The organism is Goodfellowiella coeruleoviolacea, from assembly GCF_024171785.1.
Taxonomy (GTDB): domain Bacteria; phylum Actinomycetota; class Actinomycetes; order Mycobacteriales; family Pseudonocardiaceae; genus Goodfellowiella; species Goodfellowiella coeruleoviolacea.
The window spans coordinates 702,887-728,663 of sequence record NZ_JAMTCK010000001.1 but is presented as its reverse complement, the minus strand read 5'-3'; the positions used below and the strand labels follow the sequence as shown (position 1 = coordinate 728,663).

The window sequence follows — 25,777 nt, the reverse complement described above, 5'->3', positions numbered from 1 at the left end:
GCCACCCATGGCTGACGGCTTTGTGACGTTCCTGGTGATCGGCGTGGTCCTGGCCGTGGCCGACGGCCTGCTGATCAAACGCAGCGGCCGGGCCTACCTCGAGGAGGTGTACGGAGGTGACGGCGGCGCGGAACCGGTGAGCCGGATGGTCAGCGTCCTGTTCCACCTCGTGGTGCTCGGCCTGCTGGCCATCGTGTCCACAATGGACTTCGGGGTGTCGGGTGCCGAGGGCTTCGTGCTCAAGCTCGGCGTGATGCTGCTGCTGGTGGCCATCACCCACGGGATCACGATGTACTGGCTGGGCAAGATCCGCCGCCGGCACCGCTTGGAGCACGCGCTCGACGAGGAGACCGCGGCGGCGACGCGCGGCCGCGGCCGGCGTCGGCGCGTCCCGCCGGCTGACAGCGTGGTCGACGTGACCACAGTGGACCCGGAGCACCCGCTGAGCCCGCGCATCCACCCGCCCACCCGGCCGGTGATCAACGGCTGAACCGGGAGCAGCGGCCGAGCCCGGCCCGGGTGGTCCGGAAAGGCCCGGGGCTGATTCCCAGAGCGACCCGGATCAGCCCCGGCCCGTCCGCGTCCGCGTGGCGCGCTCCTGGCGGGCGGTGGTGCTGGGTGCTGCCAGCCGCTCGGTTTGCCCACCCCGCGGCCGGGTAGCCGGAACCTGCCCGCACTGTCCACAGCAGACGGAAACCGGCGTGGGGACAGCAGGCCGGGTGCGGACCGACCGGGAGGAGAGGCGATGCGGGTCGTGATCATCGGGGCTTCCGGCAACATCGGCACGGCACTGCTGCGGCGGCTCGCCCACGAGGCGGACGTCACCGCCGTGGGCGTCGCCCGCCGCCGGCCCCACCCCGGGTTCCCCTACGACACCGCCGACTGGCACCAGGTGGACATCGGGACACCCCACGCCGACACCGCCCTGGCCGGCATCCTCGCCGGCGCGGACGCCGTGGTGCACCTGGCCTGGCTGATCCAGCCAAGCCACGACGAGTCAGCCCTGTACCAGACGAACGTCGCGGGCAGCCGGCGGGTTTTCGCCGCGGCCGTCCGCGCCGACGTCCCGCACCTGGTCTGCCTGTCCTCGATCGGCGCGTACTCGCCGGCGGACAAACAACACCCGGTGCGCGAGGACTGGCCCACCGGCGGGATCGCCGCCTCCTCCTACAGCCGGCACAAGGCCGCGGTCGAGCGGTTGCTGGACGGTGTCGAACTGGGCGAACCCGCCCGGGTGATCAGCCGGATCCGGCCGGGCCTGGTGTTGCAGCGGGACGCCGCCACCGAGATCCAGCGCTACTTCCTCGGCCCGTTCGTGCCGCGCGGGCTGTTCGGCCTGGCCCGCCGGGCCCGCCTGCCGGTGCTGCCGGTGCCGTCCCGGCTGACCCTGCAGTTCGTCCACGCCGACGACCTCGCCGAGGCACTGGTCCGGGTGTTGCGCACCCGACTGGCCGGCGCGCTCAACGTGGCCACCGACCCGGTGGCCAGCCCGCGGACCCTGGCCCGCATCCTGGGCGCGCGGCACCTGCCCGTGCCCGGCCCGCTGCTGCGCGCGGCGGCCGGACTCGCGTGGCGGCTGCGGCTGCTGCCGACCTCGCCCGGCTGGATCGACCTGGCCCTGTCCTGTCCGGTGATGAGCACCGAGCGGGCCAGGCGGGAGCTGGGCTGGCAGCCGCGCCACGACACCGAGCAGACCCTGCGCGACCTGCTCGACGGCCTGGCGCACGGCGCCGGCCAGCAGGTCAGCCCGCCGCTGCGGCCCCGCCGCGGCCCGTGGACGGTCGCGGGTCCGCTGGTGGGCCAGGAGCGCTGAGCCGCACCCGCTGGCCGGACCGCCCGCGCTCAGCCCCCGGACTCAACCCCGGGACTCGGACTCAACCCCGGGACTCGGCCGCCCGGTGCTGGTGGTCGGCGAACGCCTGGCCCACCTCGTTGGGGTCGCGGTAGCTGCGGTCGGGCAGCACCGCGATCGCCTCCACCACCTCGGTGGGCGCCCGGTGCGAGCGGGCATAGCTGACCAGCCCGTCCCTGCTCGCCGGGAAGCGCACGTCCGCGAGCAGCTTCTGGATCTGCATGTGGGTGGGTTTCACCGCCGCTCCTTCCGTCGCGGGACCTCCGTCGCGGGCGCAGCCGGCCGGAGCGGTCACGAGCAGTCGGACACGGCCGCCTCGACCGTCGCCGCCGCCTCCAGCCGCAGGTCCAGACCGACCACCTCCAGGGACCGCAGCACCGGGTGGGAGGTGGCCACCACCCGGACCCGCAGCTGGCGCGCCTCCGCCCACCGGGCCAGTTCGTCCAGCACGGCCAGGCCGGCGCAGCCCAGGAAGCTGACCTGCTCCAGGTCCAGGACCAGGGCGCGCACCCCGTCGTCGAGCCGAGCCCTGACCTGCTGGCGCAACGCGTCCGAGGTCAACAGGTCCAGCGGGCCCCCGACGTGCAGCACCAGCACCCCGCCACCGGCCCGCTCACTGGTCAGCGTCAGCGGTTCGGTGCGCGAGTTGTTCTGACGGCGCACCGGCTCACCGCCGGCACCGCCACGATCCGAACTGGTCACGCCTGCTCCTCACGCTACGGGCGGGGAAACCAGGCTGGGGCGTGGCCGGGCCACCGCCGGCGCTGCCGGGCGGGTTTCCCACGCGGTCGCGCTGTGCCTTCTCGCCCCGGTCGACGTGACAGCCACGGTAGGTCGAGGACCGGACCGCCACAACGGGTGGTGTGGGCGTGCCGTGACCAACCCACCGGACGGGTTCACCCGGACAGGGGGATCGAGCCCGGTCCGGGGCAGCCGATTCGGTGCCCACCGTGACCAGCGGGGTGGGGCGGTGCGGGGCGGCAGCCGGTCACAGCACCCGCAGGAGTCCGCTGACCTGCGCGATGACCAGCCCGATCAGGGCCAGCACCACCAGGACCGCCAACACCAGCGTGACCACGTGGGCCACCCGGGAGGGTGGCTGCTCGTGGTGGGACACCCCCGAGGTGGCCGACGCGGAGTCCGGCGGGGTGTCGCCCGGCTGGACTCCGCCGCCCGGCTCCAGCCCCGGGGTGCGGTCGGGGTCCGGGTCGGGTGGGGTCGCAGTCATGCCTCCCGGGTACCTCGCCGCGGCGGGGTCAACCATCCCGGCTCGTCCCACGTGTGTGCGCCCGTCCCGGTGGGTACGCGCGGAACATGGCGGCCCGGGCGGACGGTGCACGGCGCTGTTCGCGGCCGTCCCGCGGGACGTGCGGTGACAGCGGTCCCGGCAGAGCCACGGTCGAGGAGACGACATGCAGCACGACCACTTCATCGGACAGGTGCAGGCACGCGCCAGGCTGGCCAGCCGCGGCCAGGCCGAGGGGGTGACCAGGGCGACCCTGGAGACCCTGGGCGAACGGGTGCCGGAGCAGTTGGCCGAGAACCTGGCGGCGCAACTGCCCCAGGAGATCGGCGAGCACCTGCGCCGCACCGTGACCATGGGTGGCGCGGGCAGCGGCGAGCGGTTCGACCGCGAGGAGTTCATCGCCCGCGTCGCCCAGCGCAGCCATCGCGAGATTCCCGAGGCCAGCTACGCCGCCCGGGTGGTCTTCGAGGTGCTGGCCGAGGCGACCACCGGCAACATCCTCAAACACGTGCAGGACTCGCTGTCCGAAGACCTGCGGCCACTGGTCGCCGCGGGCAGCAGGGGCCGGCTGAGCTGATCCCCGGCCCGCCCGCGGCCGGGTCGGTCGGGCACCACGCGGGCGAGCGGCGGCTGGTTTCCCCGGTCGGCCGCTGGCTCGGGGCTGATCGAAATCGGTGGTGTACCCAGCGCGCGCACTGGGTACTACCGAGGCACCGAAGCTGGTGGAATCGTCAACCCGAGACGGAGGAGCAGTGCGCGACTTCGATGCGAATCCGGCGCGAGCGCAGGGGCCGGCGGAGGTGTGGGCGGGGCCGGTTGACGCACCCACGGTGGTGGTGCTCGATCCGGCGGGCGAGGCCAAGCACGGGGAGCTGCCCGCGAGCTGGCGGGAGCTGAGTCAGCGGTTCCAGGTGGTGTGGTGCCGGCTGCCCGTGGACCACGGGCAGGTCAGCGAGGTCGAGGACGTCTTCCAGGAACTCGCCGAGCCAGGCCGCACGATCGACGTGGTCGCCAGCGGTCCCATCGCCCAGCAGGCGCTGGACCTGGTCGCCCGGCACCCCGGACTGGTGCGCAAGGCGCTGCTGGTCGACCCGGAGGGCACTGGCGCGACAGCCCCGCCGGAGGCGACCGCGTTCGAGGACGCGCTGTGGAAGGAGCGCACCCTGGCGCTGCGCCGCGAGTTGGCCGTGGCGGGCACGTCGGTCGAGGTGGTGGCGTGGAGCTGGGGCGGCGACCGGGACCGGGTCGAGCCGCCGCTGCCCCTGGGCCATCCCGACGTGGTGAGCCAGATCGAGCGGGCCCTGGCCACCCCGGTCAGCCGGTGACCGAGGCCGCGATCCGGCGTCGAGCGGCATCGGCAGCGGTGACCGGAGGTGGGTCAGTTCCGGCTGATCCGGGCCGCACCCGTTCCTCGCCCGAGTGCGGCCCGGGGCACACACGGCGTCTCCCCGGCCGGGATGGGCGTCCGCCAGCGGCACGCCCGTCCGGCGTGCGGAACTTCCGAGCCGAGGAAGAACCCCAGGGCTTCACAGAACTCCAGGGCTTCACAGAACTTCAGGGCTTTTCAGGACTTCAGGCTTCACAGGACTTCTGAGCTTCAGGATTCGTGAACTTCGAAACTTCTGCACTTCAGAACTTCAGAACGACAACGACGGACCGAGCAGCTGGAGCCGACGGGTGCGCACCACCCGCGCTGGCCCCACGGAGGTGACGACCATGGCCTGCATCACGCGTCTTCCCCAACCGGTCTCGGAGGTGTGGGACTGGCAGTTACGCGGTGCCTGTCGCAGCATGAGCAGTGAGGTGTTCTTCCACCCCGAGCAGGAACGCGGCCGAGCGCGGGCGCGGCGGCAGGAGCGGGCCAAGCAGATCTGCCGGCAGTGCCCGGTGATGGCGGAGTGCCGCGAGCACGCCCTGGCCGTGGAGGAGCCGTTCGGCATCTGGGGCGGCCTGGACGAGCAGGAACGGCGCGCGATCCTGGCAAGCCGGCGGCGCGCCGCCGCCGCGGCTGACAACCCGCCCGCGGGCCGGGCGGCGGCCTGACGACCCGTCCGCGGGCCAGGCGGCGACCTGACGACGATTCGGCAGCGGCCCGGGCCGAGCGGCCTGACAACGCCCGGACAACTCGGGAGCTGGTTTCGTCGAACGCCCGGGGTACACACCCCCACCCTTCCCGGGGGGCGACCCCAAGGCCAGCCTACCGCCACCCCCACGAAAACCACGGGCCGCGGGCACGGCTGTGGACAGCTCCCCGGGCTGTGGACAACCGCGTCCTCGAACGGGTGAATTCGGGTGGAGGGAACCGAAACTGTGGTAGCCGGCCGCTCTGCACACTTCAGCACCGCCAGCCCCCGCCCCGACGGCCGCTCCCGCGGTGGACGTGGTCCCGGTGGGCCGACGCCGGGCCCGCCCCACTCCGGCGAACTGTCCGCAGGTGACCCAACCACACGCGCGAACCCCACGGCTCGCCACCGACGGCGCGGGCAGCGAACAGGCCACGGTGGAGACAACCCACTGTGCAGACAACCCACGGCGGAGACAACCCACGGCGGAGACAACGCAGTGGACAGAACACACAGAACACAGTGGACAGACGACGGCGGGGCCACAGTGGACAGCGGTGCCGGCGGGCCTCGGCGGGCGTGCGGGCAGTGGGCAGCGCGCCGGTGCGCCGGTGTTGGCGGGGCGGCCGACCGGGGGCAACGGGCACGGCGAGGGCGGTGACCTGGTCGCGACGTGCTGCGAGCCGGGTGGACACGGGGGACAGTGAGCGCAGCGGACCCCCGCGCGGGTGTTGGACGCGCGGAGTGCGGGGCTGCCGGTGACGAGTGGACAGGGAGGTGCCTGATGGCGGCGCGGACGCGGTCGGGCTGTGTGGTGGTAACCGGGGCCAGCGCTGGTGTCGGGCGGGCCACGGCGCGGGCGTTCGCCGCGCGTGGCAACCGGGTCGCCCTGCTCGCCAGGGGCGACGCGGGGCTGGCGGCGGCGGCCGGTGAGATCGAGTCAGCGGGCGGCACCGCGCTGCCGGTGGCCGTGGACGTCGCGGACAGCCGGGCGGTCGAGGCCGCCGCGACCCGGGTGGAGCAGGAACTCGGTCCCATCGACGTGTGGGTGAACAACGCCTTCACCACCGTGTTCGCCCCGGTCACCGCGACCACGCCCGAGGAGTTCCGGCGGGTCGTCGAAGTCACCTACCTGGGCTATGTGCACGGCACCAAGGCGGCGCTGGACCGGATGCTGCCCCGCGACCGAGGCGCCATCGTGCAGGTGGGCTCGGCCATGAGCGGCCGGGGCATCCCGCTCCAGTCCGCCTACTGCGCGGCCAAACACGCCATCAAGGGCTTCCACGAGTCACTGCGGTGCGAACTGCTGCGGCAGGGCACCTGCGTGCGCGCCACCATGGTGCAGTTACCCGCGATCAACACCCCGCAGTTCACCTGGGGCGCCAGCCGGATGCCCAGGCGGGCCCGTCCGGTGCCGCCGGTCTACCAGCCCGAGGTGGCCGCGCGGGCCGTGGTGTACGCCGCCGAGCACCCCGGGCGCCGCGAGTACTGGACGGGCGCGGTCACCGCGGCCACGCTGCTGGGCAACCGGATCGCACCCGGCCTGCTCGACCGGTACCTGGCGCGCACCGGGTTCGAGTCGCAGCAGACCGACGAACTCAGCGCCACCGGCCAGGAGGGCAATCTGTGGCAGCCGGGGGACCAGCGGCCAGGCACCGACCAGGGCGCGCACGGCCGGTTCGACTCGGAAGCGCGGTCCACCAGCGTCCAGGCGTGGGCGGCGCGGCACCGCGCGCTGCTGGCCGGCATGGGGGTGGCGGCACTGGGCGGCGGGGTTCTCGCGCGGAGCGCGCTGGGCAGGACCGAGCAGTGACCTCGGCGAGGGAGCACCGGCGATGACCACGACAGCGGTGCCCACCCCGGTGCGCCCCTACCGCTCGCCGGTGAAGGGGTCGTTCCTGCTGCGCGTCCTGCGCACCACCGACCACAAGCGGATCGGCGTGCTCTACCTGACCACCTCGTTCGCGTTCTTCCTGTTCGGCGGGGCGCTGGCACTGCTGATGCGCACCGAGCTGGCCAGGCCGGGGCTGCAGTTCCTGTCCAGCGAGCAGTACAACCAGCTGTTCACCGTGCACGGCACCGTGATGATGCTGCTCTACGCCACGCCCAACGTGTTCGGCTTCGCCAACTTCGTGCTGCCGCTCCAGATCGGCGCGCCCGACGTGGCGTTCCCCCGGCTGAACGCCCTGTCCTACTGGCTGTACCTGCTCGGCGGGCTGATCGTGGTCGCCGGGTTCCTCACCCCCGGCGGGGCCGCCGACTTCGGCTGGTTCGCCTACCAGCCGCTGTCCGGGGTGCACCACTCGCCAGGGCCGGGCGGCGACCTGTGGGCGGCCGGGCTGATCCTCAGCGGCGTGGGCACCATCCTCGGCACGGTCAACATGGTCACCACCATCGTCTGCCTGCGCGCCCCGGGGATGACCATGTTCCGGATGCCGATCTTCACCTGGAACATCCTCTACACCAGCGTCCTGGTGCTGCTGGCCTTCCCGGTGCTGACGGCCGCGCTGTTCGGGATGCTGGCCGACCGGCACTTCGGCGCGCACGTGTTCGACCCCGCCAACGGCGGTGTGGTGCTGTGGCAGCACCTGTTCTGGTTCTTCGGCCACCCCGAGGTCTACATCGTGGCGCTGCCCTACTTCGGCATCATCTCCGAGATCGTGCCGGTGTTCAGCCGCAAACCGCTGTTCGGCTACAAGATGCTGATCGTCGCCACGGTCGCCATCACCTTCCTGTCCGCCACGGTGTGGGCGCACCACATGTTCGCCACCGGGGCGGTGCTGCTGCCGTTCTTCTCGATCCTGTCCTTCCTGATCGCGGTGCCCACCGGCATCAAGTTCTTCAACTGGATCGGCACCATGTGGAAGGGGCAGCTGACCTTTGAGACGCCCATGCTGTTCAGCATCGGGTTCCTGGTGACGTTCCTGTTCGGCGGCCTGTCCGGGGTGCTGCTCGCCTCGCCCGCGATCGACTTCCACGTCACCGACACCTACTTCGTGGTCGCGCACCTGCACTACGTGCTGTTCGGCACGGTCGTGTTCGCCACCTTCGCCGGCATCTACTTCTGGTTCCCCAAGATCACCGGCCGGTTGCTCGACGAGCCGCTGGGCCGGCTGCACTTCTGGACCACCTTCCTCGGCTTCCACACCACCTTCCTCGCGCACCACTGGCTGGGCAGCCAGGGCATGCCGCGCCGTTACGCCGACTACCTGCCCACCGACGGGTTCACCACGCTCAACACGGTCTCCACCGTCGGCGCCTACCTGCTCGGCGCCTCGACGCTGCCGTTCATCTGGAACGTGGTGCGCAGCTACCGGTTCGGTGAGCCGGTCGTCGTCGACGACCCCTGGGGTGCGGGCAACTCGCTGGAGTGGGCCACGTCCTGTCCGCCACCGCGGCACAACTTCGTGCGACTGCCCCGCATCCGGTCCGAGCGCCCCGCCTTCGAACTGCACCACCCCGAACTGATCGACCGGCTGCGCGCGGAGAGCGGCCACGCGCCGGTCGGCGGTGCGCGGCCGGGGCGACTGGAGTCCGGCCAGGCGAACCCGAGCGGACAAGCTGACGAGGAGGCGCGGGAATGACCATCGCACAGGGGCCGCCGGCTCCGGAGCGGCTGCGGCTGCGGGACCGCTTCCTGGAACGGGCCGTGCGCGACCTGCTCAAGCACGACGCCCGGGTCCGAGGGCTCGACGTCGAGGCGCGCTTCGCCGGGGGAGTGGCGCACCTGACCGGCGAGGTGGACCAGCCCGAGCAGCTGGACGCGGTGCGGGAGCTGGTCGGCCAGCTGCACGGCGTGTTCGGGGTGTGGGACCGGGTGCGGGTGGCCGGTCGCGCACCGGTCGTGCTCGACCTGGGCTCGGGCGGCACCAAGCAGTATCCCAGCAACATCGGGGTGGACCGGTGGAACGCGGGCGCGGTCGACGTGCTCGCCGACGTGTCCCGACCGCTGCCGTTCGCCGACGCCTGCGTCGACCGGGTGTTCGTGGTGCACGTGCTGGAGCACCTGATCGACTTCCTGCCCCTGGTCGACGAGTGCCACCGGGTGCTGCGGCCGAACGGGGTGCTGCACGTGATCTCGCCGTGGTGGCGCTATGTCAACGCGGTGGCCGATCCCACCCACGTCCGGCTGCTGGACGTGCAGACCATCAAGGGCATCTGCGCCCGCCCCGGGTCGGACCGGCACTGGTACCCGCTGCACGCCGGCTGTGACGGTGCCACCATCTTCGCCGACCTGCGGCCGGTGCGGGACGGCCGGGAGCGGGCCGACCAGGTCCAGCTGGCCCGCTTCTTCGACTGACCCGGTTCGTCGACTGGGTCGACGCGACGCCGGCCGGAACGCTCTGCGCGATTGGACGCCACCTGCGGGGGTGCGGGACGGCCGGGAGCGGGCTGGCGGCGTCGGGTGGGCCGCGCTCAGGCGCGGTGCAGGGCCAGCGCCGCCGTCACCTCGGCGTCGGTGACCTGGGTGAAGTCCTCGTACCACTGGCCGACGGCGCGGAACTGCGCCGGCTGCAGTGGACAGATCACCTCGTCGGCCTCGCGGGACAGGTGGTGCACCGCCTGGGGCGCGCCCACCGGCACGGCCAGCACCAGGCGCGCCGGGTGCTCCTGGCGCAGCGCGCGCAGCGCGGCCCGCGCGGTCACCCCGGTGGCCAGCCCGTCGTCCACCAGGATCACGTCCCGGCCGGCGCGGTCCAGGGGCGTGTCCCGGCGGTAGGACGCCAGCCGGCGCCTGGCCTCCTGGCGTTCCCGGGTGCAGGTGGCCGCCATGTCCGCTTCGCGCAGTCCCAGCGCGGACAGGGCCGCCTCGTCGTAGACCGGCCGGCCGGCGGCGGTGACCGCGCCGATGCCGTACTCGGGCTGGCCGGGCGCGCCGATCTTGCGCGCGACCATCACGTCCAGCGGCGCGTGCAGCGCCTCGGCCACCTCGGCGGCCACCGGCACGCCGCCCCTGGCCAGACCGAGCACCACCGGCCGGTGCCACCGCGCCTCGGCCAGCAGCCGGCCCAGTTGGCGCCCGGCCTCGCGCCGGTCCGCGTACCCGTAGGTGGTCGCGCCCGTCCAAGCCATGTCCACCCTCCCCGGTGCCCCCGCCGCCCGGCTCGCGTCGTGGACGGTGGGTCGCCAGCCCCGGTTCGCCGCCCCCGCCGGGTGCCGGCCGCTGTGCTGTGCGCCAGTCCCACCCCGCTGGCGCGGTCGTCCTGACCGGACAAGTCCTCCGTGGACAGTCCGATGTGTACAGTTCTCTGTGGACAGCCGGCCGCCGGGTGCGGGCGTCAGGGCCGGCGCCACTCCTCGGTGGTCAGCCGCTCGCTGGCCTGCGGTCCCATCAGCAGCATGCCGCCGTCGACCACGAAGGACGCGCCGGTCACGTAGCTGGCGGCCGGCGTGGCCAGGAAGGCCACCACCGAGGCGACCTCCTTGGCGTGGCCGGTGCGGCCCAGTGGCACGCCCGGACGGCGCTGCGCGTGCGGGTCGACGTCCTCCTGGCCGGTCATCGGCGTGGAGATCTCACCGGGAGCCACCGAGTTGACCGTGATGCCGTACTCGGCCAGCTCCATCGCCAGCACCTTGGTCAGCATGCCCGCGCCGGCCTTGGCCGCGCAGTAGGGGGCGGCGCCCACCCTCGGCGCGTGCTCGTGCACGCTGGTGATGGTGATGATCCGGCCGCCGTGACCGGCCTTGATCATGTGCTGGGCGGCCCGCTGAGAGCACAGGAACGCCCCGTCCAGGTCCACCGAGAGCACCTGCCGCCAGGTGTCGAAGTCCATGTCCATGACCCGCTGCGCGCTTCCCGTGCCCGCGCAGTTGACCAGGACGTCCACCCCGCCCAGCTCCTCGGCGAGTTCGTCGATGGCCGCCGTCGAGGTGGGCAGGTCGGTCAGGTCGAGCTGGCGGACGGCGGTGCGCACGCCCTGCGCCGCGGCCTCCTCGGCGGTGGCCTCGGCACCGGTCCGGTCCGCGTGGTAGGTGATGCCCACGTCCACCCCGCCCCCGGCGAGCGCGACCGCGGTCGCCCGGCCGATACCGGAGTCGGAGCCGGTGATGACGGCGGTGAGCGGCCGACCGGCGGACTCGGTGGGCAGCGGCGCGTTGGTCTCGATGTCACTCACCTCCCTGAGGTACCCGGCCGGCACCCGGTTACACGCCCGCGGCGCCCGGGCCCCCTGGCGTGGCGGCGCCGGCGGGGTCGGACCGGTCCAGCAGGTCGATGGCCTCGGCCAGCACCTCCTCGGTGCTCACCCCGAGCAGCGCCGGGTCCGCATCGGCGGCGAACGGGTCGCCGCGGCGGAGCCGGTCGGCCGAGCGGGTGCGGTGCGGTCCGCTGGCCGGCGGACCCCACCAGTCGGCGGGGACCGGTCCGAACAGCACCACCGACGGGGTGCGGTAGGCGTAGGACAGGTGGGCGGTGCCGGTGTCGTTGGACACCACCAGCCGGGCGTCGGCGACCAGTGCGGCCAGTGCGGCCAGGCTGGTCCGGCCGGCCAGCACCGCCGCCGGCCCCAGGCCCGCCTGGACGGCCAGGGTCGTGGCCAGGTCGTGCTCCCCGGCCGTTCCGGTGATCACCACCCGCTCGCCCCGGTCGGCCAGCGCCCGGGCCAGCGCGGCGAACCGCTCGACCGGCCACCGCTTGGCACCGAACGCGGCGCCCGGGTGCAGCACCACCGCGCCGGGCGCCGGGCTGGGCTGGTCGGGTCGGCGCAGCAGCAGGTCGTCGGGGTCGGCGGGCACGCCGTGCGCGGTGAGCAGCCGGCACCAGCGCTCTCGCTCGGGCAGCCCGTCCACCCACTCCGGCCCGGACCAGGTCGCGTTGCGGTGCCCGATGCGCACGCGGGGCTTGAGCGCGTCCAGCAGCTCGCTGCTGCGCGGGCCCCGGCCGTGCAGGTTGACCACGATGTCCGGGTGGCGGGCCCGGGCGTCCAGCGGCGCCAGGCCCCGGGTGGGCAGCAGTTCGTCCACGGCGCCGACCAGCTCGACGATCGGGGCCAGCCAGCCCGAGGTGGCCAGCACCAGGTGGTGCTGCGGCCAGTGCCGGCGCAGCGCGCGCAGCGCGGGCACGCTGACCAGCAGGTCACCCAGTTTGAGTGCGCGCAGCGCCACGAGTTTCCCGGTGTGCGCGGGCCCGGGGAGCACCGCGCCGGCCGCGCGGTCGTCACTGTCGGGCGCCACCGGTCACCGCTCTTCCAGCAGGCCCTTGCGGAGTTCCTCCAGGGTCCGGGACAGCAGCCGGGACACGTGCATCTGGGAGATGCCGATCCGCTTGGCGATCTGGGTCTGCGTCATGTTGCCGAAGAACCGCAGGATGAGGATGGTCCGCTCGCGTTCGGGCAACTGGCGCAGCATCGGCTGCAGCGACTCCCGGTAGTCGACGCCCTCCAGCGCCGCGTCGTCCTCGCCGAGGGTGTCGCCCAGCGAGACCGCGTCGGAGTCCTGCAGCAGCACGTGGTCCAGGGACACCGAGTGGTAGGCGTTGCTGGCCTCCAGCCCCTCGTACACCTCGTCCTTGCTCAGCTTGAGGTGCTTGGCGATCTCGCTGGGGGTGGGGGAGCGGCCCAGCCGCTGGGACAGCTCGGTGCTGGCCGCGGTGATCGACAGGTGGAGTTCCTTGAGCCGCCGGGGCACCCGTACCGACCAGCTCGCGTCGCGGAAGTGGCGGCGGACCTCACCCATGATGGTGGGCACCGCGAAGGACAGGAAGTCCGTGCCCCGGTGCGGGTCGAACCGGTCGACCGCGTTGATCAGGCCCAGCGTGGCGACCTGGGTGAGGTCCTCCCGGAGGTCGCCGTGGTGGCTGAACCTGCGGGCGATGTGCTGTGCCACCGGCAGGTGCGCGGTGACCAGCTGGTCGCGCAGTTCGGAGCGCCGGGCGTCGTGCTCGTCGAGCGCGGCCAGTTCCTCGAACAGCGGCATGAGGTGGTCGTAGCCGTCGCGCGCCGCGCCCGGGGCGTTCGTCTGTGGACTGTGGGAACGAGTCACCCCGAGGCCGACCCCCTTCGTTTCACCAGTTCGATGTGGGTCAGGTAGCCGCCGGGATCGGCGGAGGCCGGCGCGATCCACGTGTTGACCGTGTCGGTCAGGGTGGTCAGCACCCGCCAGCCGAACGACTCCCTGCTCGGCGTGCTGTCGCTGTCGGACAGCACGGTGGCCTGAACGGTGATGTCGTTCCCGTTCGCCTGGAAGCGACAGGTCAGGGTGGACCCGGGCGTCGCCCGCATGATGAGGGTTGAGCACACCTCGTCCACGGCCATCTTCAGGTCGGCGATGGCGTCGAGGTCGAAGTCCTCACGCATGGCGATGTGTGCTGCCACAGCCCGCAGGACGGAAAGCTGCTCCAGGTTCGCGGCCACGCGAACCTCCACGTTGTTGGGAGCCCTCGGCTCATCCTCCACGCTAACCTCGGACTGCGTTTCGGTCACTCAGATACTCCAGGGAAGGTGTTGGCCGCGGACCACTGGCGGCTTGCCACGTCCACGCTAGTGCTGGTGTTGGTCGTTCGCCCGGTGGTGGCGGCGCCCGCACCGCGGTGGACCCGCGCTGCGGCAGCCCCGGCCGGCAGCCGACCGGAGGGGTGCCGGCCCGGGCGGCACCGGCCCGGGCCGGCACCGGCGGGGCCGACGGATCAGACCGCTGAACCGGCCTGGCCGGCTGCCGGGCCCCGGTGCTGTCCCGGGCCGCCCTCGCCGGTGGGCGGGACGCTCTGGCCGGTCACGCCACCCCGGTCGGCCCTGGGCTCGCCGGTGCTCGGCTGCTCGCCGGCCTGCCCCGGCCGGGGCACCTCGCCGCGCCACGCGCCGGTGGCCTGGCCGCGGTGCTCGATGAACTCCTTGAACCGGCGCAGGTCGCCGGCCACCCGGTGCTCGACCACGCCCAGGGCGGCGCCGGCCTTCTCGGTCAGCGTCTCCGGCTCGTACTCCATCTGCAGGGTGACCCGCGAGTTCTCGTTGTCCAGCCGGTGGAAGGTCACCACGCCGCGCTGCGACGGGCCCTCCACGGTGTGCCAGGCCACCCGCTCGTCCGGGTGCTGCTCGGTGATCTCGGCGTCGAACTCCCTGGTCACCCCGCCGATGCTGGTCTTCCAGTGGGTCCGCGTGTCGCTGATCTGGGTGATCCGGTCCACGCCCTCCATGAACTGCGGGAAGGTCTCGAACTGGGTCCACTGGTTGTAGACGGTCCGGACCGGCTCGTGCACATCGATCGACTTCTGGATGGTTGTCACGACGTGCCCTCCTCACTCGTCGCCGCGTTGAGCGACCCGTCGTCGGTGGATGTCGACTCACCCCCTGCACTACCCCTCGCGTCGAGTTTTCACACGTGTTGCTGGTTTGCGGTTTGTCCCGGATAGGGATGGAAACCCCGATGGGCACATTTCACCGGTGCGTAGTTCGCGGGTTGGTTCTTCCCGGTTGACAGGGGGCTGTGACCGCTGAGCGCGTCCGAAAGCCCCCGCCGAAGTGGGATTGGAGTTTTCGATGACGCAGCACACCCAGGTGACGCGTCGGCGCACCGCGGCCCGGCTGCTGGCGGCCGTGGTGGGCGTGGTCTACCTCGTGCTCGCGGTGGCCGGGTTCGCGCTGACCGGCACCGGCGAGTTCACCCAGAGCACCGCGCACCAGGTGCTCATCTTCGATGTCAGCACGCTGCAGAACATCGTGCACGCGGTGGTGGGCGTGCTCGGGCTGCTGGCCGCCTGGCAGCGGACCGGGAACGGCACCCAGTTCTACGGGTGGGCCGTCCTGGTGGTCTTCTTCGTGCTGTTCTGCTACGGCACGGTGACCCTGCTGGCCAGCACCGGGGTCACCGGGGACCCGCTCAACCTGAACTGGCCGGACAACTGGCTGCACCTGGTCACCGCGGTGGCCGGGCTGGCCATCGGGGTGCTCGCGCTGCGGTCCGGCCCAACCCGCACGGCGAACGCGCGCCCTGGCTTCGCCGGTCCGCAGAGCGCGCCGGGGCACCGGTGAGCGGCACCGGGTACGCGCGCGCCGACGGTGCCGCCACCGCACCAGCCGCGCGGCCAGCGCGACCAGACGGTCAGATCACCGGAACCGGCCCCGACCCGAACCCCGGAGCTGTCGTGACCCCACCCGAGCCACTGGAACTGGAGTTACCGGCCGAACCCGTGGCGCTGCGCGAGCTGCGCGCCCGACTGGGCGGCTGGTTGCGCACCGTGGGCGTGGCCGACCAGGCCGGCCGGGACCTGGTGCTCGCCATGAACGAGGCCGCCACCAACGCGGTCGAGCACGCCTACGCCGGCGCCGGCACCGGCGTGGTCCGGCTGCGCGCGGCCCTGTGCGCGGACCGCTGGATCCAGGTCGACGTCATCGACCACGGTCACTGGCGCCAGCCGAGCGGCGGCCTGCCCGACCGGGGCCGGGGCATGCTGATCATGCGCGGCTGCGTGGACGACCTGGGGGTCAGCGGCACCAGCAGCGGCACCACCGTCACGCTCCGTGTCGGGCCCGACGCCCTGGCGCCCGCGCCGACCTGACCGGCGGCCCGGCCGGCGTCGGCCCCAGCACCCGGACTGGCCCGCCTGGCCGTGCGCACGCCGCACAATGACGCAGCCGGCTGGCGGCCGACCATCGGGTGACCGGAGGGCGAACGGGCGAAGGCAATCGACTACACAGAGTAGTAGTTTTCTCGATTGCGTTTACCTGCTCCTACTTTGCGTACACCACGGCCATGGCGAGAAGTACCGCTGATGGCCAGCCCGCGGCCGTCCTGTTCGACCGGGACGGCACGCTGGTCGAGGACGTGCCGTACAACGGTGACCCCGATCTGGTCCGCCCCGTCGCCGGCGCCGCCGAGGTCCTGACCGAGCTGCGCGCACTGGGCGTGCGCACCGGCGTGGTCAGCAACCAGTCCGGCGTGGCCGCCGGCCTGCTCACCCTGAACCAGGTCCACCAGGTCAACGCCAGGGTCGAGGAGCTGCTGGGGCCGTTCGACACCTGGCAGGTCTGCCCGCACGGCCGCGACGAGGGGTGCGGCTGTCGCAAGCCCGCACCCGGCCTGGTCCGCGCCGCCTGCGCCGCGTTGCGCGTCGACCCGGCCGACACCTGGCTGATCGGCGACATCGAGAGCGACGTGCGCGCCGCCCGGGCGGCGGGTGCCCGCGCCGTGCTGGTGCCCACCCCGGTCACCGACCCCGCCGAGGTGGCCAGGGCCCCGCTGACCGCCCCCGACCTGCGCGCCGCACTCGGACTGGTGCTGGGCCGGGTGGTGTGCTGATGACCACCACACGCGTGCTGGTGGTCCGCCCGGACAGCGACGGCGACGTGCTGTTGGCCGGCCCCGCCGTCCGGGCCGCCGCCGCGGGCTGGCCCGACCGGCCCACCCGGGTGACGCTGCTGGTCGGTCCGGCCGGCCGGCAGGCCGCCGAGCTGCTGCCCGGCGTGGACCGGGTGATCGAGTGGCGCTGCCCCTGGATCGACCCGGAACCGCCCCCGACCACCCGCGAGCACACCGACTGGCTGGTCGAGCGGGTCGCGGCCGAGCACGCCTCGCTGGCCCTCGTGCTGACCTCGTTCCACCAGTCGGCGCTGCCCACCGCGCTGCTGCTGCGCCGGGCCGGGGTGCCCAGGATCGTGGCCATCTCCACCGACTACGCCGGCTCGCTGCTGGACGTCCGGCTGCGGCCCGGCGTGGACTTCGACGACGACCTGCCCGAGCCGGAGCGGGCCCTGCTGGTGGCCGCGGCGGCCGGACTGGCCCTGCCGGCCGGCGACGACGGCCGGTTGGCCGTCCGGGACGTGCCCGACGTGCGCGACCTGGTCGGCCCCGGCGGCCACGTGGTCGTGCACCCGGGCGCGTCCGTGCCGGCCAGGGCGTGGTCCCCGCACCGCTGCGCGCAGCTGGTGAGTGAGCTGGCGCGGCGCGGCCACCGGGTGGTGGTGACCGGCGGCCCCGCCGAGCGGGACCTCACCGCCCGGGTGGCCGGCGGCGACGGGATCGACCTCGGCGGGCGCACCAGCTTCGCCCAGCTCGCCGGGGTGCTGGCCACGGCCAGCGCCGTGGTGGTCGGCAACACCGGGCCCGCCCACCTGGCCGCCGCGGTCGGCACGCCGGTGGTCTCCCTGTTCGCGCCGGTGGTGCCGGCCAGCAGGTGGGCGCCCTACCGGGTGCCGCACGAGCTGCTGGGCGAGCAGGACGCGCCCTGCCGGGACAGCCGCGCCCGCGTCTGCCCGGTGCCCGGCCACCCGTGCCTGGATTCGGTGACCGCGCGGGACGTGGTGCCCGCGGTCGAGCGGCTGGCGGAGGTGAGCGTGTGCGCGAGCAGGTGAGCGACGACCCCCGGGACGACCCCCGAACGGAGGACTCCCGAACCGGGGGCTCCCGAACCGGGGACTCCCGAACCGGGACCGGCCCACGGCTGCGGGTGCTGCTCTGGCACGTGCACGGCTCCTGGACCACCTCGTTCGTGCAGGGCCGCCACCACTACCTGCTGCCCACCCTGCCCGAGGGCGGGCCGTGGGGCGCCGGGCGGCTCGGCCGGGCCTGGCCGGACCGGGTCCGCGAGGTGCCCGTGGCCGAGCTGGCCGACACCGACGTGGACGTGGTGGTGCTGCAGCGCCCCGAGGAACTGGACCTGGCCACCCGCTGGCTGGGCCGGCGACCCGGCCGCGACGTGCCGGCCGTGTACGTGGAGCACAACACCCCCAAGGGGGACGTGCCCAACACCCGCCACCCGCTGGCCGACCAGACCGAGGTGCCCATCGCCCACGTCACCCACTTCAACGAGCTGATCTGGGACTGCGGCCGGGCCCCGACCACCGTGGTCGAGCACGGCGTCGTCGACCCCGGCCACCGCTACACCGGGGAACTGGCCAGGACCGGCGTGGTGGTCAACGAACCGGTGCGCCGCTGGCGGGTCACCGGAACCGACCTGCTGCCCCGCTTCGCCTCCATCGCCCCGGTGGACGTGTTCGGCATGGGCCTGGCCGGCCTCAACGAGCGGCTCGGCCTGGACCGGGCCGCGCTGACCCCGGTCGGGGACCTGCCCACCGAGCGGCTGCACGCCGAACTGGCCCGCCGCCGCGTGTACCTGCACCCGGTGCGGTGGACCTCGCTGGGGCTGTCCCTGATCGAGGCCATGCACCTGGGCATGCCCGTGGTCGCCCTGGCCACCACCGAGGCGGGCGTGGCCGTCCCGCCGGAGGCCGGCGTGCTGGCCACCGACCCCCGGCGGCTGGTCACCGCCGTGCGGGAGCTGATCGCCGAACCCGAACTGGCCCACCGCATGGGCAAGCACGCCAGGCAGGCCGCGCTGGCCCGCTACGGGCTGCCGGCGTTCCTGGCCAACTGGGACCGACTGCTCACCCAGGTACTGCCGTGACGAGGCGGCGAACGGATCTGGACACGAACCAGGAGGTGATGGGGATGAGGATCGCGATGGTGTCCGAGCACGCCAGCCCGCTGGCCCCGCTCGGTGGGGTGGACGCCGGTGGGCAGAACGTCCATGTCGCGGAGCTGTCCGCCGCCTTGGCAGCACGCAACCACGAGGTGACCGTCTACACCCGGCGCGACGATCCGGACCTGCCCGAGCGGGTGTGGACCGAGCGCGGCTTCGAGGTGGTGCACGTGCCGGCCGGCCCGCCCGAGGCGCTGCCCAAGGACGAGCTGGCCCCGCACATGGGCGAGTTCGCCCAGTGGCTGGTCGGCGACTGGCAGCGGCAGCGGCCCGGCGTGGTGCACGCCCACTTCTGGATGTCCGGCCTGGCCTCGATCCTGGCCACCCGCGAGGTGGACGTGCCCGTGGTGCAGACCTTCCACGCGCTGGGCGCGGTCAAGCGCCGGCACCAGGGCGACGAGGACACCAGCCCGCCGGAGCGCATCCAGACCGAGCGGCTGATCGGCAAGCAGGCCACCCGGGTCGCCGCCACCTGCTCCGACGAGGTCTTCGAGCTGGCCAGGATGGGCGTGCCCCGGGCCAGGATCTCGGTGGTGCCCAGCGGCGTCGACCTGGAGCGGTTCACCCCGGACGGCCCGGTCTGGCAGGCCCCGCCCGGCGTCGGCCGCCACCAGCACCGGATCGTCACGGTCGGCCGGCTGGTGCCGCGCAAGGGCTTCGACACGGTGATCACCGCCCTGCGCGGGGTGCCCGACGCCGAACTGCTGATCGCGGGCGGCCCGGAACGCGGGCGGCTCGGCGAGGACCCGGAGGCGCGCCGGCTGGTGGCGCACGCCGAGAACGCGGGCGTCGGCGACCGGGTGCACCTGCTCGGACCGGTGTCCCGGGACCAGATGCCCGCGCTGCTGCGCTCGGCCGACGTGGTGGTGTGCGCCCCCTGGTACGAGCCGTTCGGGATCGTGCCGCTGGAGGCCATGGCCTGCGGGGTGCCCGTGGTCGCCGCCGCGGTCGGCGGCCTGACCGACACCGTGGTGGACGGCGTCACCGGCCTGCACGTGCCGCCGCGCCAGCCCGAGGCCCTCACCAGGGCGCTGTGCACGCTGCTCGCCGACCCGGCCCGCCGCCAGGCGTTCGGCGTCGCCGGCAGCGACCGGTGCCGGTCGCGCTACTCCTGGGAGCGGATCGGCCTGGACACCCTCGGGGTGTACCAGCGGGCCGGGGCGCTGCGCCGGCAGGCCGGCCGCGCCGGACAGGCCGGGGGTGGGTCGTGGTGACCCAGACCTACCGGGACCTCGACCGCGACCCGCGCCCCGGCGAACCGGTGCGCTCGCACGTGGACGCGCTGTCGGCCACCCTGACCGCGCTGCGCGCCGAGTCGGCCCGGCTGACCCGGTGGGCCGACGTGCTGGCGCAGCGGCTGCCCGCGGGCGCGCGGCTGCTGGCGGCGGGCAACGGGGGCTCGGCCGCCGAGGCACAACACCTGACCGCGGAACTGGTGGGCCGCTTCGAGGACGACCGCCCGGCCTACTCGGCGATCGCCCTGCACGCGGAGACCTCCAGCCTCACCGCCATCGGCAACGACTACGGCTACGACGAGGTGTTCGCCAGGCAGGTGGCCGCGCACGCCCGGCCGCAGGACGTGCTGCTGCTGCTGTCGACCAGTGGCCGCAGCCGCAACCTGCTCACCGCGGCCAGGGCCGGGCGCACCGCCGGCGCCACCGTGTGGGCGCTGACCGGTCCCGGCCCCAACCCGCTCGCCTCGGTCGCCGACGACGCGGTGTGCCTGCCGGGCAGTGGTTCCTCGGTGCAGGAGGCACACCTGGTCGCGGTGCACGCGCTGTGCGTCGCCTTCGAGGCCAGTCTGTCCAACCGGGACGGTCAGGCGCCTGCTCGGGAGGGCCGGGTGCTGGGAAGGAGGGCCTCGTGAACCTGGTCGTGGTGGGTGACACCCTGCTGGACGTGGACCTGGTCGGGGAGGCGAACCGGCTGTGCCCGGACGCCCCCGCGCCCGTGCTCGACGTGGCCGAACAGCACTCCCGGCCCGGCGGCGCCGGGCTGGCCGCCAGCCTGGCCGCCGCGGACGGCGCGTCGGTGTGCCTGGTCACCGCGCTGGCCGACGACGAGGACGGCCGGCAGCTGCGGTCCAGCCTCACCGGTCTGTCCACAGTGGCCGGAACGCTGACCGGGCCGACCCCGGCCAAGATCAGGCTGCGCTGCGCCGGGCAGTCGCTGGCCCGCATCGACCGGGGCTCGGCCCGGCCGGTGGACGGGTCGGGCGTGCGGGTCAGCGACGAGATGCTCGACGCGGTGCGCGGCGCCGACGCCGTGCTGGTCTCCGACTACGGCCGAGGCGTGACCGCGGACCGGCGCCTGTGGGAGCTGCTGGCCGGCATGGCCACCCGGGTGCCGGTGGTGTGGGACCCGCACCCCAGGGGCGCCACCCCGGTGCCCAACGCCCGGCTGGTCACGCCCAACCTCGCCGAGGCCCAGCAGGCCAGCGGGGTGCGCGCGGCCGGCCTGGCCGGCGCCGAGCAGGCCGCCAAGCGGCTGCGCGAGCGGTGGCGGGTGCGCGCGGTGAGCGTCACCCTGGGCGGCCGGGGCGCCCTGCTGGAACAGGGCGGCGTGCCGGTGGTCGTGCCCGCGCCGGCCACCGCGGTCACCGACCCCTGCGGCGCCGGTGACCAGTTCGCCGCCACCGCCACCCAGCACCTGGCCGGCGGAGCCGCCGCGGACGAGGCGGTCCGCGCCGCGGTCACCGCCGCCTCCCGGTTCCTGGGCCAGGGCGGCGCCGCCGGGTTCCGGCCGGGCCGCCGCCGCGCCGGCCACCCCGACCAGCTGGACCAGCCGGCCGGCGACGGTCTCGCCCAGGCCAGGCGGGTGGTGGCCGAGACGAGGGCGGCCGGCGGCACGGTGGTGGCCACCGGCGGCTGCTTCGACCTGCTGCACGCCGGCCACGCGCGCACCCTGGCGGCGGCCCGGGCCCTGGGCGACTGCCTGGTGGTGTGCGTCAACTCCGACCGGTCGGTGCGCCGGCTCAAGGGACCGGACCGGCCGATCACCACCGAGGCGGACCGGGTGGAGCTGCTGCGGTCGCTGCGGTGCGTGGACGCGGTCGTGGTCTTCGACCAGGACACCCCGCACACCGTGCTCAGCGAGCTGCGGCCCGACCTGTGGGTCAAGGGCGGCGACTACTCGGTCGACTCGCTGCCCGAGGCCCGACTGGTCCGCGGCTGGGGCGGTCAGGCCGTGGTCGTGCCCTACCACCCGGGCCGGTCCACCAGCCGCCTGGCCACCGTGCTCGCCAAGGTCGGCTGACCGCCCCCGGTCGTCCTCCCGTTCCCCGTCCTCCCCGTCACGCACAGTCCTTTCCAGACAGTTCTTAGCAGACGGTTCTTTCCAGACAGTCCTTTCCGGACGGTCCTGTCCAGACGTATCTTCCAGGGAGCCTCCATGACCAACACGACCAGCGGCCACGACTCGACCAGCCGGCCGGGGCCGGGCGGACTGGGCACGGTGCTGGTGTCCGGCGGCGCGTCCGGGCTGGGCGCGGCCGTGGTCCGCGCCGTGCACGACAACGGCGGCCGGGCCCTCGTCCTCGACAAGGCCGCCCCACCGCACGAGATCGCCGACCTGGTCACCGACTTCGCCCCGGTCGACCTGGCCGACACCCGCGCGGCCGAACAGGCCGTCACCGACCTGGCCGAGCGGCACGGCGGACTCACCGGCGTGGTCACCGCCGCCGGCATCGACCGCTGCGGCACCCTGGCCGAGGTCCCGGCCACCGAGTGGGAGACCGTGGTCGCGGTCAACCTGCTGGGCACCGCCGCCGTGGTCCGCGCCGCCCTGCCGCACCTGACCCGCTCGCACGGCCGGGTGGTCACCGTGGCGTCCACCCTCGGCGTGCGCGCGGTCAGCGACGCCACCGCCTACTGCGCCGCCAAGTTCGGCGTGGTCGGCTTCACCCGCGCCCTGGCCGCGGAGACCGCCGGCCAGGTCGGGGTCACCCTGCTGATCCCCGGCGGCATGCGCACCCACTTCTTCGACGACCGCCCCGAGCAGTACCGGCCGGCCACCCTGGACAAGCTCAACCCGCCCGGCCACGTGGCCGACGCCGTGGTCTTCGCCCTCCGCCAACCCGCCGGCTGCGAACTGCGCGAACTGGTGATCTGCCACGAGGAGGAACCCTCCTGGCCCTGACCCCACCCGCGAGTCGACTTTGCAAACCCCCCGAGTTGACATCTCACGCAGGCCCGTTCGGGTGATCAGGCGGGGTGGAGCGGGGCGATCGGGGACTCGCCGCCCACTCGCCGCTGGTGCCCCTGCCCGGACCGGGCAGGGGCACCGCCCCGAGATCGGTGCGGGTTCAGCGGGGCACGCCGTCCAGGGCGGTCAGCTGGGTGGTGGGGCGTTCGGTGGCGGTGAGCAGTTCGGCGACGTCGTCGAGGACGGCGGCGAGGGGCACGTCGGCCACGAACGACACGTCGTGCTCGCAGCGGCGGCCGTTCGGGTCGGTGCAGTTGGCCCCGCACACCGGGCAGGCCGCCGTCCACGACAGGTGCACGCGGTGCCTGGCCCGGCCGAACGGTGCCGCGTTGATGGCGTTGCCCATCCAGAAGATCGCCGTGGTGGGGGTGCCCACGGCGTCGGCCAGGTGGCGGGGGCCGCTGTCGTTGGCCAGCAGCACGTTGCCCCTGGTGAGCACGCCCACCAGCCCGGACGGGCTGAGCACACCGGCCAGCGAGCGCACCGCGAAGCGCCGGTCGGCCGGCAGCTGGTCCCTGGCCCGCCGCACCACCTGCTCCACCAGGCCCGCCTCGGCACCGCCGCCGACGACCGCGACCCCGCCGCCCCGGTCGGCCGCGGCCACCGCGACGGCGGCGAAGTTCTCGGCCGGCCAGCGGCGGCGCGGGTCGCTGGCACCCGGGTGGATCACCAGCAGCGGGCGGGGCAGCTCGTGCAGTGCCTCGTCCGCCTCGCTGAGGTCCTGCGCGGTCACGGCCAGCCGGGGGCACAGCTGGGTGGGGGGCGCCCCGGCCAGGCCGACCACCTCCAGCCCGCGCAGCACCTCGTGCTGGTACAGCCGGTAGGGCAGCCACCGGTCCAGGGTGGCCGCGTCGGGTGTGCGGGGGCCGACGGTCCAGCGCGCGCCGAGCCGGCGCAGGAACGGGTTGGACCAGCGTCCGCCGCCGTGCAACTGCACGGCCAGGTCGAACTCCCGGTGGCGCGCCTGGTCGAAGAAGCGCTGCTGGCTGCGGGCGGCCTCCTGGTCGCTGTCCGCGTGCGGCGGGCCGCCGGCCGGCTCGTACACGCCCCTGGCCGGGGGCAGCACCAGCACCTCGTGCACCGGACTGGGCCGGTCGGCCAGCAGGCGGGCGTGTTCCGGGGTGCCGAGCAGGGTGAGCGTGGCGTCCGGGTAGGCGTCCCGCAGGGACTGCAGCGCCGGCAGGGTGAACAGCAGGTCACCGAGGCCACCACCGCGCAGCACCGCGATCCGTCGAACGTTGGGCAGCGGTCCGGCGAGCGGCCCGATCCGCAGCGCGTCACCCGGGCGTGCGCCGTCCACGGCGGGTGGGGCGGGGTGTGACTGGTCCATGAGCACGTGAGCACCTCCTGCTACGGGATTCCCGGGGGCCTGGCCGCGAAACGGTTCCGCCACCGGCGCGATCCAGGTCCGCGGGTGGCACGCCGGGGCCGGTCGACCGCGCGGTTGTTCCGGCGCGGTTGGTCCGGGCAGAACCGGGTAACCCGGCGCCGACAACGCTCCGCCCGCGATGGAGGTGCCATGACGGACCTGTCCACCCCGCCCACCCGGCCCCTGGGCGCGCTCGCCCCGCAGCCGTCGCCGATCAGCGGTGAGCCGGACCTGATCGAGGTGACCGACCCCGCCACCGGGGAGCTGGTCGGCCGCCTGCCCGTGGCCACACCCGAGCAGACCGACCAGGCCGTGCGCACCGCCAGGGCCGCCGAGGCGGGCTGGGCCCGCACCCCGGCGGCGCAGCGGGGTGCCGCGCTGGCGGACATGGCCGCCGCGCTGCGCCGCCGCAGCCGCGAACTGGCCGAGGTGAACACCCGGGAGACCGGCCGCCCCACCGAGGAGGCCGAGGCCGGCGTCCTGGCCGGCGCCGACACCCTGGACCAGTACGCCCAGCTGGGGCCGGTGCACCGGGGCCGCAGCCTGCTGGGGGAGTGGGCGGCCACCGACCTGATGGTGCCCGAGCCGCGCGGCGTGGTGGTCGCCCTCACCCCGTGGAACGACCCGGTCGCGGTGGCCTGCGGGCTGCTGGGCGCGGCACTGGTGACCGGCAACACCGTGGTGCACAAGCCCAGCGAGCGCTGTCCCCACCTGGGCCTGCTGCTCCACCACGTGCTGGTCGAACACCTGCCCGAGGGGGTGCTCAACCACCTGGTCGGTCGGGGGCGGACCGGAGCGCGGCTGGCCGGCCACCCGGACGTGGACGTGGTCGCGCACGTGGGCAGCACGGCCACCGGCCGCGCCATCGCGGCGGCCACCGCGCGCACCGGTGCCAAGGCGCTGCTGGAGAACGGCGGCAACGACCCGCTGGTGGTGGACGCGGACGTCGACCCGGAGTGGGCCGCCCAGCAGGCCGCGCTCGGCGCGTTCGCCAACGTGGGGCAGATCTGCACCGCGGTGGAACGGGTCTACGTGCACCGCGGGCTCGCCCAGCCGTTCCTGCGGGCGCTGACCGCCGAGGCCGACCGGCGCACCGCGGGCCCGGACGGACACCCGGGGCGGCGGCTCGCGCCGCTGGTGGACCGGGCGCACCGGGACCACGTGCACAGCCAGGTGGCCGAGGCGTTGACCTCGGGTGCGGCGCGGTGCGCGGGCGGGGTGGTGCCGGACGGTCCTGGCGCCTACTACCCGGCGACGGTGCTGGCCGACTGCCGACCGGACATGCGGGTGCTGCGCGAGGAGACGTTCGGGCCGGTGGCGCCGGTCCGGGTGGTGGACAGCTTCGACCAGGCGATGACCGAAGCCGCCGCCGACCGCTACGGGCTGGCCGCGACCGTGCTCACCGGTTCGCTGCGCCACGCCCAACGCGCCTGGCGGGAACTGCCCGTGGGCACGGTCAAGGTCAACGCGGTGTTCGGTGGCGCGCCGGGTGGGGCGGCCCAGCCGAGGGCGGCCAGTGGCACCGGATTCGGCTACGGACCCGAACTGCTGGACGAGATGACCACCACCAAGGTGGTCCACCTGGGCCAGCCGGTGCTGGGCTGAGGCGGTGACAGCATCGGTGCCGGCGTCG

27 protein-coding genes and 1 pseudogene are annotated in these 25,777 nt (G+C 74.3%); 18 read left to right on the top strand and 10 right to left on the bottom strand.

All coding sequences use genetic code 11. From position 1 onward, the window contains the following. Positions 1 to 7 precede the first annotated feature (7 nt). A complete protein-coding gene (locus LX83_RS03040; protein ID WP_253766686.1) occupies positions 8 to 490 on the top strand; it encodes a hypothetical protein in 483 nt (160 codons plus the stop codon). 255 nt (positions 491 to 745) lie between these two features. After that, on the top strand, positions 746 to 1,813 hold the full coding sequence (locus LX83_RS03035; protein WP_253766684.1) for an NAD-dependent epimerase/dehydratase family protein: 1,068 nt from the start codon (positions 746 to 748) through the stop codon (positions 1,811 to 1,813). 61 nt (positions 1,814 to 1,874) lie between these two features. Here LX83_RS03035 and LX83_RS03030 read toward each other — a convergent pair whose 3' ends face one another. The 3 genes from LX83_RS03030 to LX83_RS03020 all read right to left on the bottom strand — a co-directional run bounded on the left by LX83_RS03030 (position 1,875) and on the right by LX83_RS03020 (position 3,080). Then, positions 1,875 to 2,090, bottom strand: a complete 216-nt coding sequence (locus LX83_RS03030; RefSeq protein WP_253766682.1) for a DUF2795 domain-containing protein — start codon at positions 2,088 to 2,090, stop codon at positions 1,875 to 1,877. A gap of 53 nt (positions 2,091 to 2,143) precedes the next feature. Beyond that, positions 2,144 to 2,554: an STAS domain-containing protein gene (locus LX83_RS03025; protein ID WP_253766680.1), complete on the bottom strand. Its 411-nt coding sequence runs from the start codon at positions 2,552 to 2,554 to the stop codon at positions 2,144 to 2,146. A 286-nt stretch (positions 2,555 to 2,840) separates the two neighbouring features. Continuing rightward, positions 2,841 to 3,080, bottom strand: coding sequence for a DUF6480 family protein (locus LX83_RS03020; protein WP_253766678.1), 240 nt, complete (start codon positions 3,078 to 3,080; stop codon positions 2,841 to 2,843). 184 nt (positions 3,081 to 3,264) lie between these two features. Here LX83_RS03020 and LX83_RS03015 point away from each other — a divergent pair, with 184 nt between their 5' ends. The 6 genes from LX83_RS03015 to LX83_RS02990 all read left to right on the top strand — a co-directional run bounded on the left by LX83_RS03015 (position 3,265) and on the right by LX83_RS02990 (position 9,461). Beyond that, on the top strand, positions 3,265 to 3,675 hold the full coding sequence (locus LX83_RS03015) for a DUF2267 domain-containing protein (RefSeq protein WP_253766676.1): 411 nt from the start codon (positions 3,265 to 3,267) through the stop codon (positions 3,673 to 3,675). Between the two features lie 175 nt (positions 3,676 to 3,850). Then, entirely contained in the window at positions 3,851 to 4,423 is a 573-nt protein-coding gene (locus LX83_RS03010; RefSeq protein ID WP_253766674.1) for a hypothetical protein, read from the top strand. A gap of 391 nt (positions 4,424 to 4,814) precedes the next feature. Further along, positions 4,815 to 5,141, top strand: coding sequence for a WhiB family transcriptional regulator (locus LX83_RS03005; protein ID WP_253766672.1), 327 nt, complete (start codon positions 4,815 to 4,817; stop codon positions 5,139 to 5,141). 804 nt (positions 5,142 to 5,945) lie between these two features. Continuing rightward, positions 5,946 to 6,974: an SDR family oxidoreductase gene (locus LX83_RS03000; RefSeq protein WP_253766670.1), complete on the top strand. Its 1,029-nt coding sequence runs from the start codon at positions 5,946 to 5,948 to the stop codon at positions 6,972 to 6,974. Positions 6,975 to 6,996: 22 nt separating this feature from the next. After that, positions 6,997 to 8,745 carry an aa3-type cytochrome oxidase subunit I gene (gene ctaD, locus LX83_RS02995; protein ID WP_253766668.1) on the top strand — a complete coding sequence of 583 codons (1,749 nt, stop codon included), beginning with the start codon at positions 6,997 to 6,999 and terminating at the stop codon, positions 8,743 to 8,745. Next, positions 8,742 to 9,461 (top strand): methyltransferase domain-containing protein, encoded by a 720-nt coding sequence (locus LX83_RS02990; protein ID WP_253766666.1) that lies wholly within the window; start codon positions 8,742 to 8,744, stop codon positions 9,459 to 9,461. Before ctaD ends, LX83_RS02990 begins: the two co-directional genes overlap by 4 nt. Before the next feature lie 116 nt (positions 9,462 to 9,577). Here the strand turns inward: LX83_RS02990 and LX83_RS02985 are convergent, their stop codons facing one another. The 6 genes and pseudogenes from LX83_RS02985 to LX83_RS02960 form a co-directional block, all read right to left on the bottom strand. Next, on the bottom strand, positions 9,578 to 10,234 hold the full coding sequence (locus LX83_RS02985; protein ID WP_253766664.1) for a phosphoribosyltransferase: 657 nt from the start codon (positions 10,232 to 10,234) through the stop codon (positions 9,578 to 9,580). 206 nt (positions 10,235 to 10,440) lie between these two features. Then, positions 10,441 to 11,277 carry an SDR family oxidoreductase gene (locus LX83_RS02980; RefSeq protein WP_253766662.1) on the bottom strand — a complete coding sequence of 279 codons (837 nt, stop codon included), beginning with the start codon at positions 11,275 to 11,277 and terminating at the stop codon, positions 10,441 to 10,443. A 28-nt stretch (positions 11,278 to 11,305) separates the two neighbouring features. Continuing rightward, positions 11,306 to 12,334 carry a glycosyltransferase family 9 protein gene (locus tag LX83_RS02975; RefSeq protein WP_253766659.1) on the bottom strand — a complete coding sequence of 343 codons (1,029 nt, stop codon included), beginning with the start codon at positions 12,332 to 12,334 and terminating at the stop codon, positions 11,306 to 11,308. A 3-nt stretch (positions 12,335 to 12,337) separates the two neighbouring features. Further along, positions 12,338 to 13,075, bottom strand: a complete 738-nt coding sequence (locus LX83_RS02970) for an RNA polymerase sigma factor SigF (RefSeq protein WP_253766992.1) — start codon at positions 13,073 to 13,075, stop codon at positions 12,338 to 12,340. 62 nt (positions 13,076 to 13,137) lie between these two features. Then, the gene (locus LX83_RS02965; RefSeq protein ID WP_253766657.1) at positions 13,138 to 13,512 is read right to left on the bottom strand and encodes an ATP-binding protein; all 375 of its coding nucleotides are present in this window, start codon (positions 13,510 to 13,512) and stop codon (positions 13,138 to 13,140) included. Positions 13,513 to 13,922: 410 nt separating this feature from the next. Beyond that, positions 13,923 to 14,381, bottom strand: a pseudogene (locus LX83_RS02960) (SRPBCC family protein); the annotation flags it as partial. Positions 14,382 to 14,634: 253 nt separating this feature from the next. On the opposite strand from LX83_RS02960, the gene LX83_RS02955 reads away from it, so the two are divergent. The 9 genes from LX83_RS02955 to LX83_RS02915 all read left to right on the top strand — a co-directional run bounded on the left by LX83_RS02955 (position 14,635) and on the right by LX83_RS02915 (position 22,709). Next, positions 14,635 to 15,126: a DUF4383 domain-containing protein gene (locus LX83_RS02955; RefSeq protein ID WP_253766655.1), complete on the top strand. Its 492-nt coding sequence runs from the start codon at positions 14,635 to 14,637 to the stop codon at positions 15,124 to 15,126. 113 nt (positions 15,127 to 15,239) lie between these two features. Then, positions 15,240 to 15,653, top strand: a complete 414-nt coding sequence (locus tag LX83_RS02950; RefSeq protein WP_253766653.1) for an ATP-binding protein — start codon at positions 15,240 to 15,242, stop codon at positions 15,651 to 15,653. 194 nt (positions 15,654 to 15,847) lie between these two features. Further along, entirely contained in the window at positions 15,848 to 16,393 is a 546-nt protein-coding gene (locus tag LX83_RS02945) for a D-glycero-alpha-D-manno-heptose-1,7-bisphosphate 7-phosphatase (RefSeq protein WP_253766651.1), read from the top strand. Next, entirely contained in the window at positions 16,393 to 17,445 is a 1,053-nt protein-coding gene (locus tag LX83_RS02940) for a glycosyltransferase family 9 protein (protein WP_253766649.1), read from the top strand. The genes LX83_RS02945 and LX83_RS02940 overlap by 1 nt, the downstream gene beginning before the upstream one ends. Before the next feature lie 89 nt (positions 17,446 to 17,534). Beyond that, on the top strand, positions 17,535 to 18,497 hold the full coding sequence (locus LX83_RS02935) for a glycosyltransferase (RefSeq protein ID WP_253766990.1): 963 nt from the start codon (positions 17,535 to 17,537) through the stop codon (positions 18,495 to 18,497). A 44-nt stretch (positions 18,498 to 18,541) separates the two neighbouring features. Next, positions 18,542 to 19,786, top strand: a complete 1,245-nt coding sequence (locus tag LX83_RS02930; RefSeq protein ID WP_253766647.1) for a glycosyltransferase — start codon at positions 18,542 to 18,544, stop codon at positions 19,784 to 19,786. A gap of 47 nt (positions 19,787 to 19,833) precedes the next feature. Then, on the top strand, positions 19,834 to 20,439 hold the full coding sequence (locus LX83_RS02925; RefSeq protein ID WP_308203904.1) for a D-sedoheptulose-7-phosphate isomerase: 606 nt from the start codon (positions 19,834 to 19,836) through the stop codon (positions 20,437 to 20,439). Next, positions 20,436 to 21,827, top strand: coding sequence for a D-glycero-beta-D-manno-heptose 1-phosphate adenylyltransferase (gene rfaE2, locus LX83_RS02920; protein ID WP_253766645.1), 1,392 nt, complete (start codon positions 20,436 to 20,438; stop codon positions 21,825 to 21,827). The genes LX83_RS02925 and rfaE2 overlap by 4 nt, the downstream gene beginning before the upstream one ends. A gap of 135 nt (positions 21,828 to 21,962) precedes the next feature. Continuing rightward, complete coding sequence (locus LX83_RS02915; protein WP_253766643.1) at positions 21,963 to 22,709, top strand: SDR family oxidoreductase; 747 nt, start codon at positions 21,963 to 21,965, stop codon at positions 22,707 to 22,709. A gap of 166 nt (positions 22,710 to 22,875) precedes the next feature. Here the strand turns inward: LX83_RS02915 and LX83_RS02910 are convergent, their stop codons facing one another. After that, positions 22,876 to 24,105 carry a glycosyltransferase family 9 protein gene (locus LX83_RS02910; RefSeq protein WP_253766642.1) on the bottom strand — a complete coding sequence of 410 codons (1,230 nt, stop codon included), beginning with the start codon at positions 24,103 to 24,105 and terminating at the stop codon, positions 22,876 to 22,878. A 189-nt stretch (positions 24,106 to 24,294) separates the two neighbouring features. Between LX83_RS02910 and LX83_RS02905 the strand changes: the two genes are divergently transcribed. Beyond that, positions 24,295 to 25,749, top strand: coding sequence for an aldehyde dehydrogenase family protein (locus LX83_RS02905; RefSeq protein ID WP_253766640.1), 1,455 nt, complete (start codon positions 24,295 to 24,297; stop codon positions 25,747 to 25,749). The last annotated feature ends 28 nt before the right edge of the window (positions 25,750 to 25,777 follow it).

Coding starts and splice junctions, on each gene's coding strand:
- LX83_RS02915 (WP_253766643.1), top strand. CDS start 21,963: ATGACCAACACGACCAGCGGCCACGACTCGACCAGCCGGCCGGGGCCG.
- LX83_RS02930 (WP_253766647.1), top strand. CDS start 18,542: ATGAGGATCGCGATGGTGTCCGAGCACGCCAGCCCGCTGGCCCCGCTC.
- LX83_RS02910 (WP_253766642.1), bottom strand. CDS start 24,105: ATGGACCAGTCACACCCCGCCCCACCCGCCGTGGACGGCGCACGCCCG.
- LX83_RS02970 (WP_253766992.1), bottom strand. CDS start 13,075: ATGCCGCTGTTCGAGGAACTGGCCGCGCTCGACGAGCACGACGCCCGG.
- LX83_RS02905 (WP_253766640.1), top strand. CDS start 24,295: ATGACGGACCTGTCCACCCCGCCCACCCGGCCCCTGGGCGCGCTCGCC.
- LX83_RS03020 (WP_253766678.1), bottom strand. CDS start 3,080: ATGACTGCGACCCCACCCGACCCGGACCCCGACCGCACCCCGGGGCTG.
- LX83_RS03040 (WP_253766686.1), top strand. CDS start 8: ATGGCTGACGGCTTTGTGACGTTCCTGGTGATCGGCGTGGTCCTGGCC.
- LX83_RS02945 (WP_253766651.1), top strand. CDS start 15,848: ATGGCGAGAAGTACCGCTGATGGCCAGCCCGCGGCCGTCCTGTTCGAC.
- LX83_RS03005 (WP_253766672.1), top strand. CDS start 4,815: ATGGCCTGCATCACGCGTCTTCCCCAACCGGTCTCGGAGGTGTGGGAC.
- LX83_RS02985 (WP_253766664.1), bottom strand. CDS start 10,234: ATGGCTTGGACGGGCGCGACCACCTACGGGTACGCGGACCGGCGCGAG.
- LX83_RS03000 (WP_253766670.1), top strand. CDS start 5,946: ATGGCGGCGCGGACGCGGTCGGGCTGTGTGGTGGTAACCGGGGCCAGC.
- LX83_RS03015 (WP_253766676.1), top strand. CDS start 3,265: ATGCAGCACGACCACTTCATCGGACAGGTGCAGGCACGCGCCAGGCTG.
- LX83_RS03035 (WP_253766684.1), top strand. CDS start 746: ATGCGGGTCGTGATCATCGGGGCTTCCGGCAACATCGGCACGGCACTG.
- LX83_RS02940 (WP_253766649.1), top strand. CDS start 16,393: ATGACCACCACACGCGTGCTGGTGGTCCGCCCGGACAGCGACGGCGAC.
- LX83_RS02990 (WP_253766666.1), top strand. CDS start 8,742: ATGACCATCGCACAGGGGCCGCCGGCTCCGGAGCGGCTGCGGCTGCGG.
- LX83_RS02955 (WP_253766655.1), top strand. CDS start 14,635: ATGACGCAGCACACCCAGGTGACGCGTCGGCGCACCGCGGCCCGGCTG.
- ctaD (WP_253766668.1), top strand. CDS start 6,997: ATGACCACGACAGCGGTGCCCACCCCGGTGCGCCCCTACCGCTCGCCG.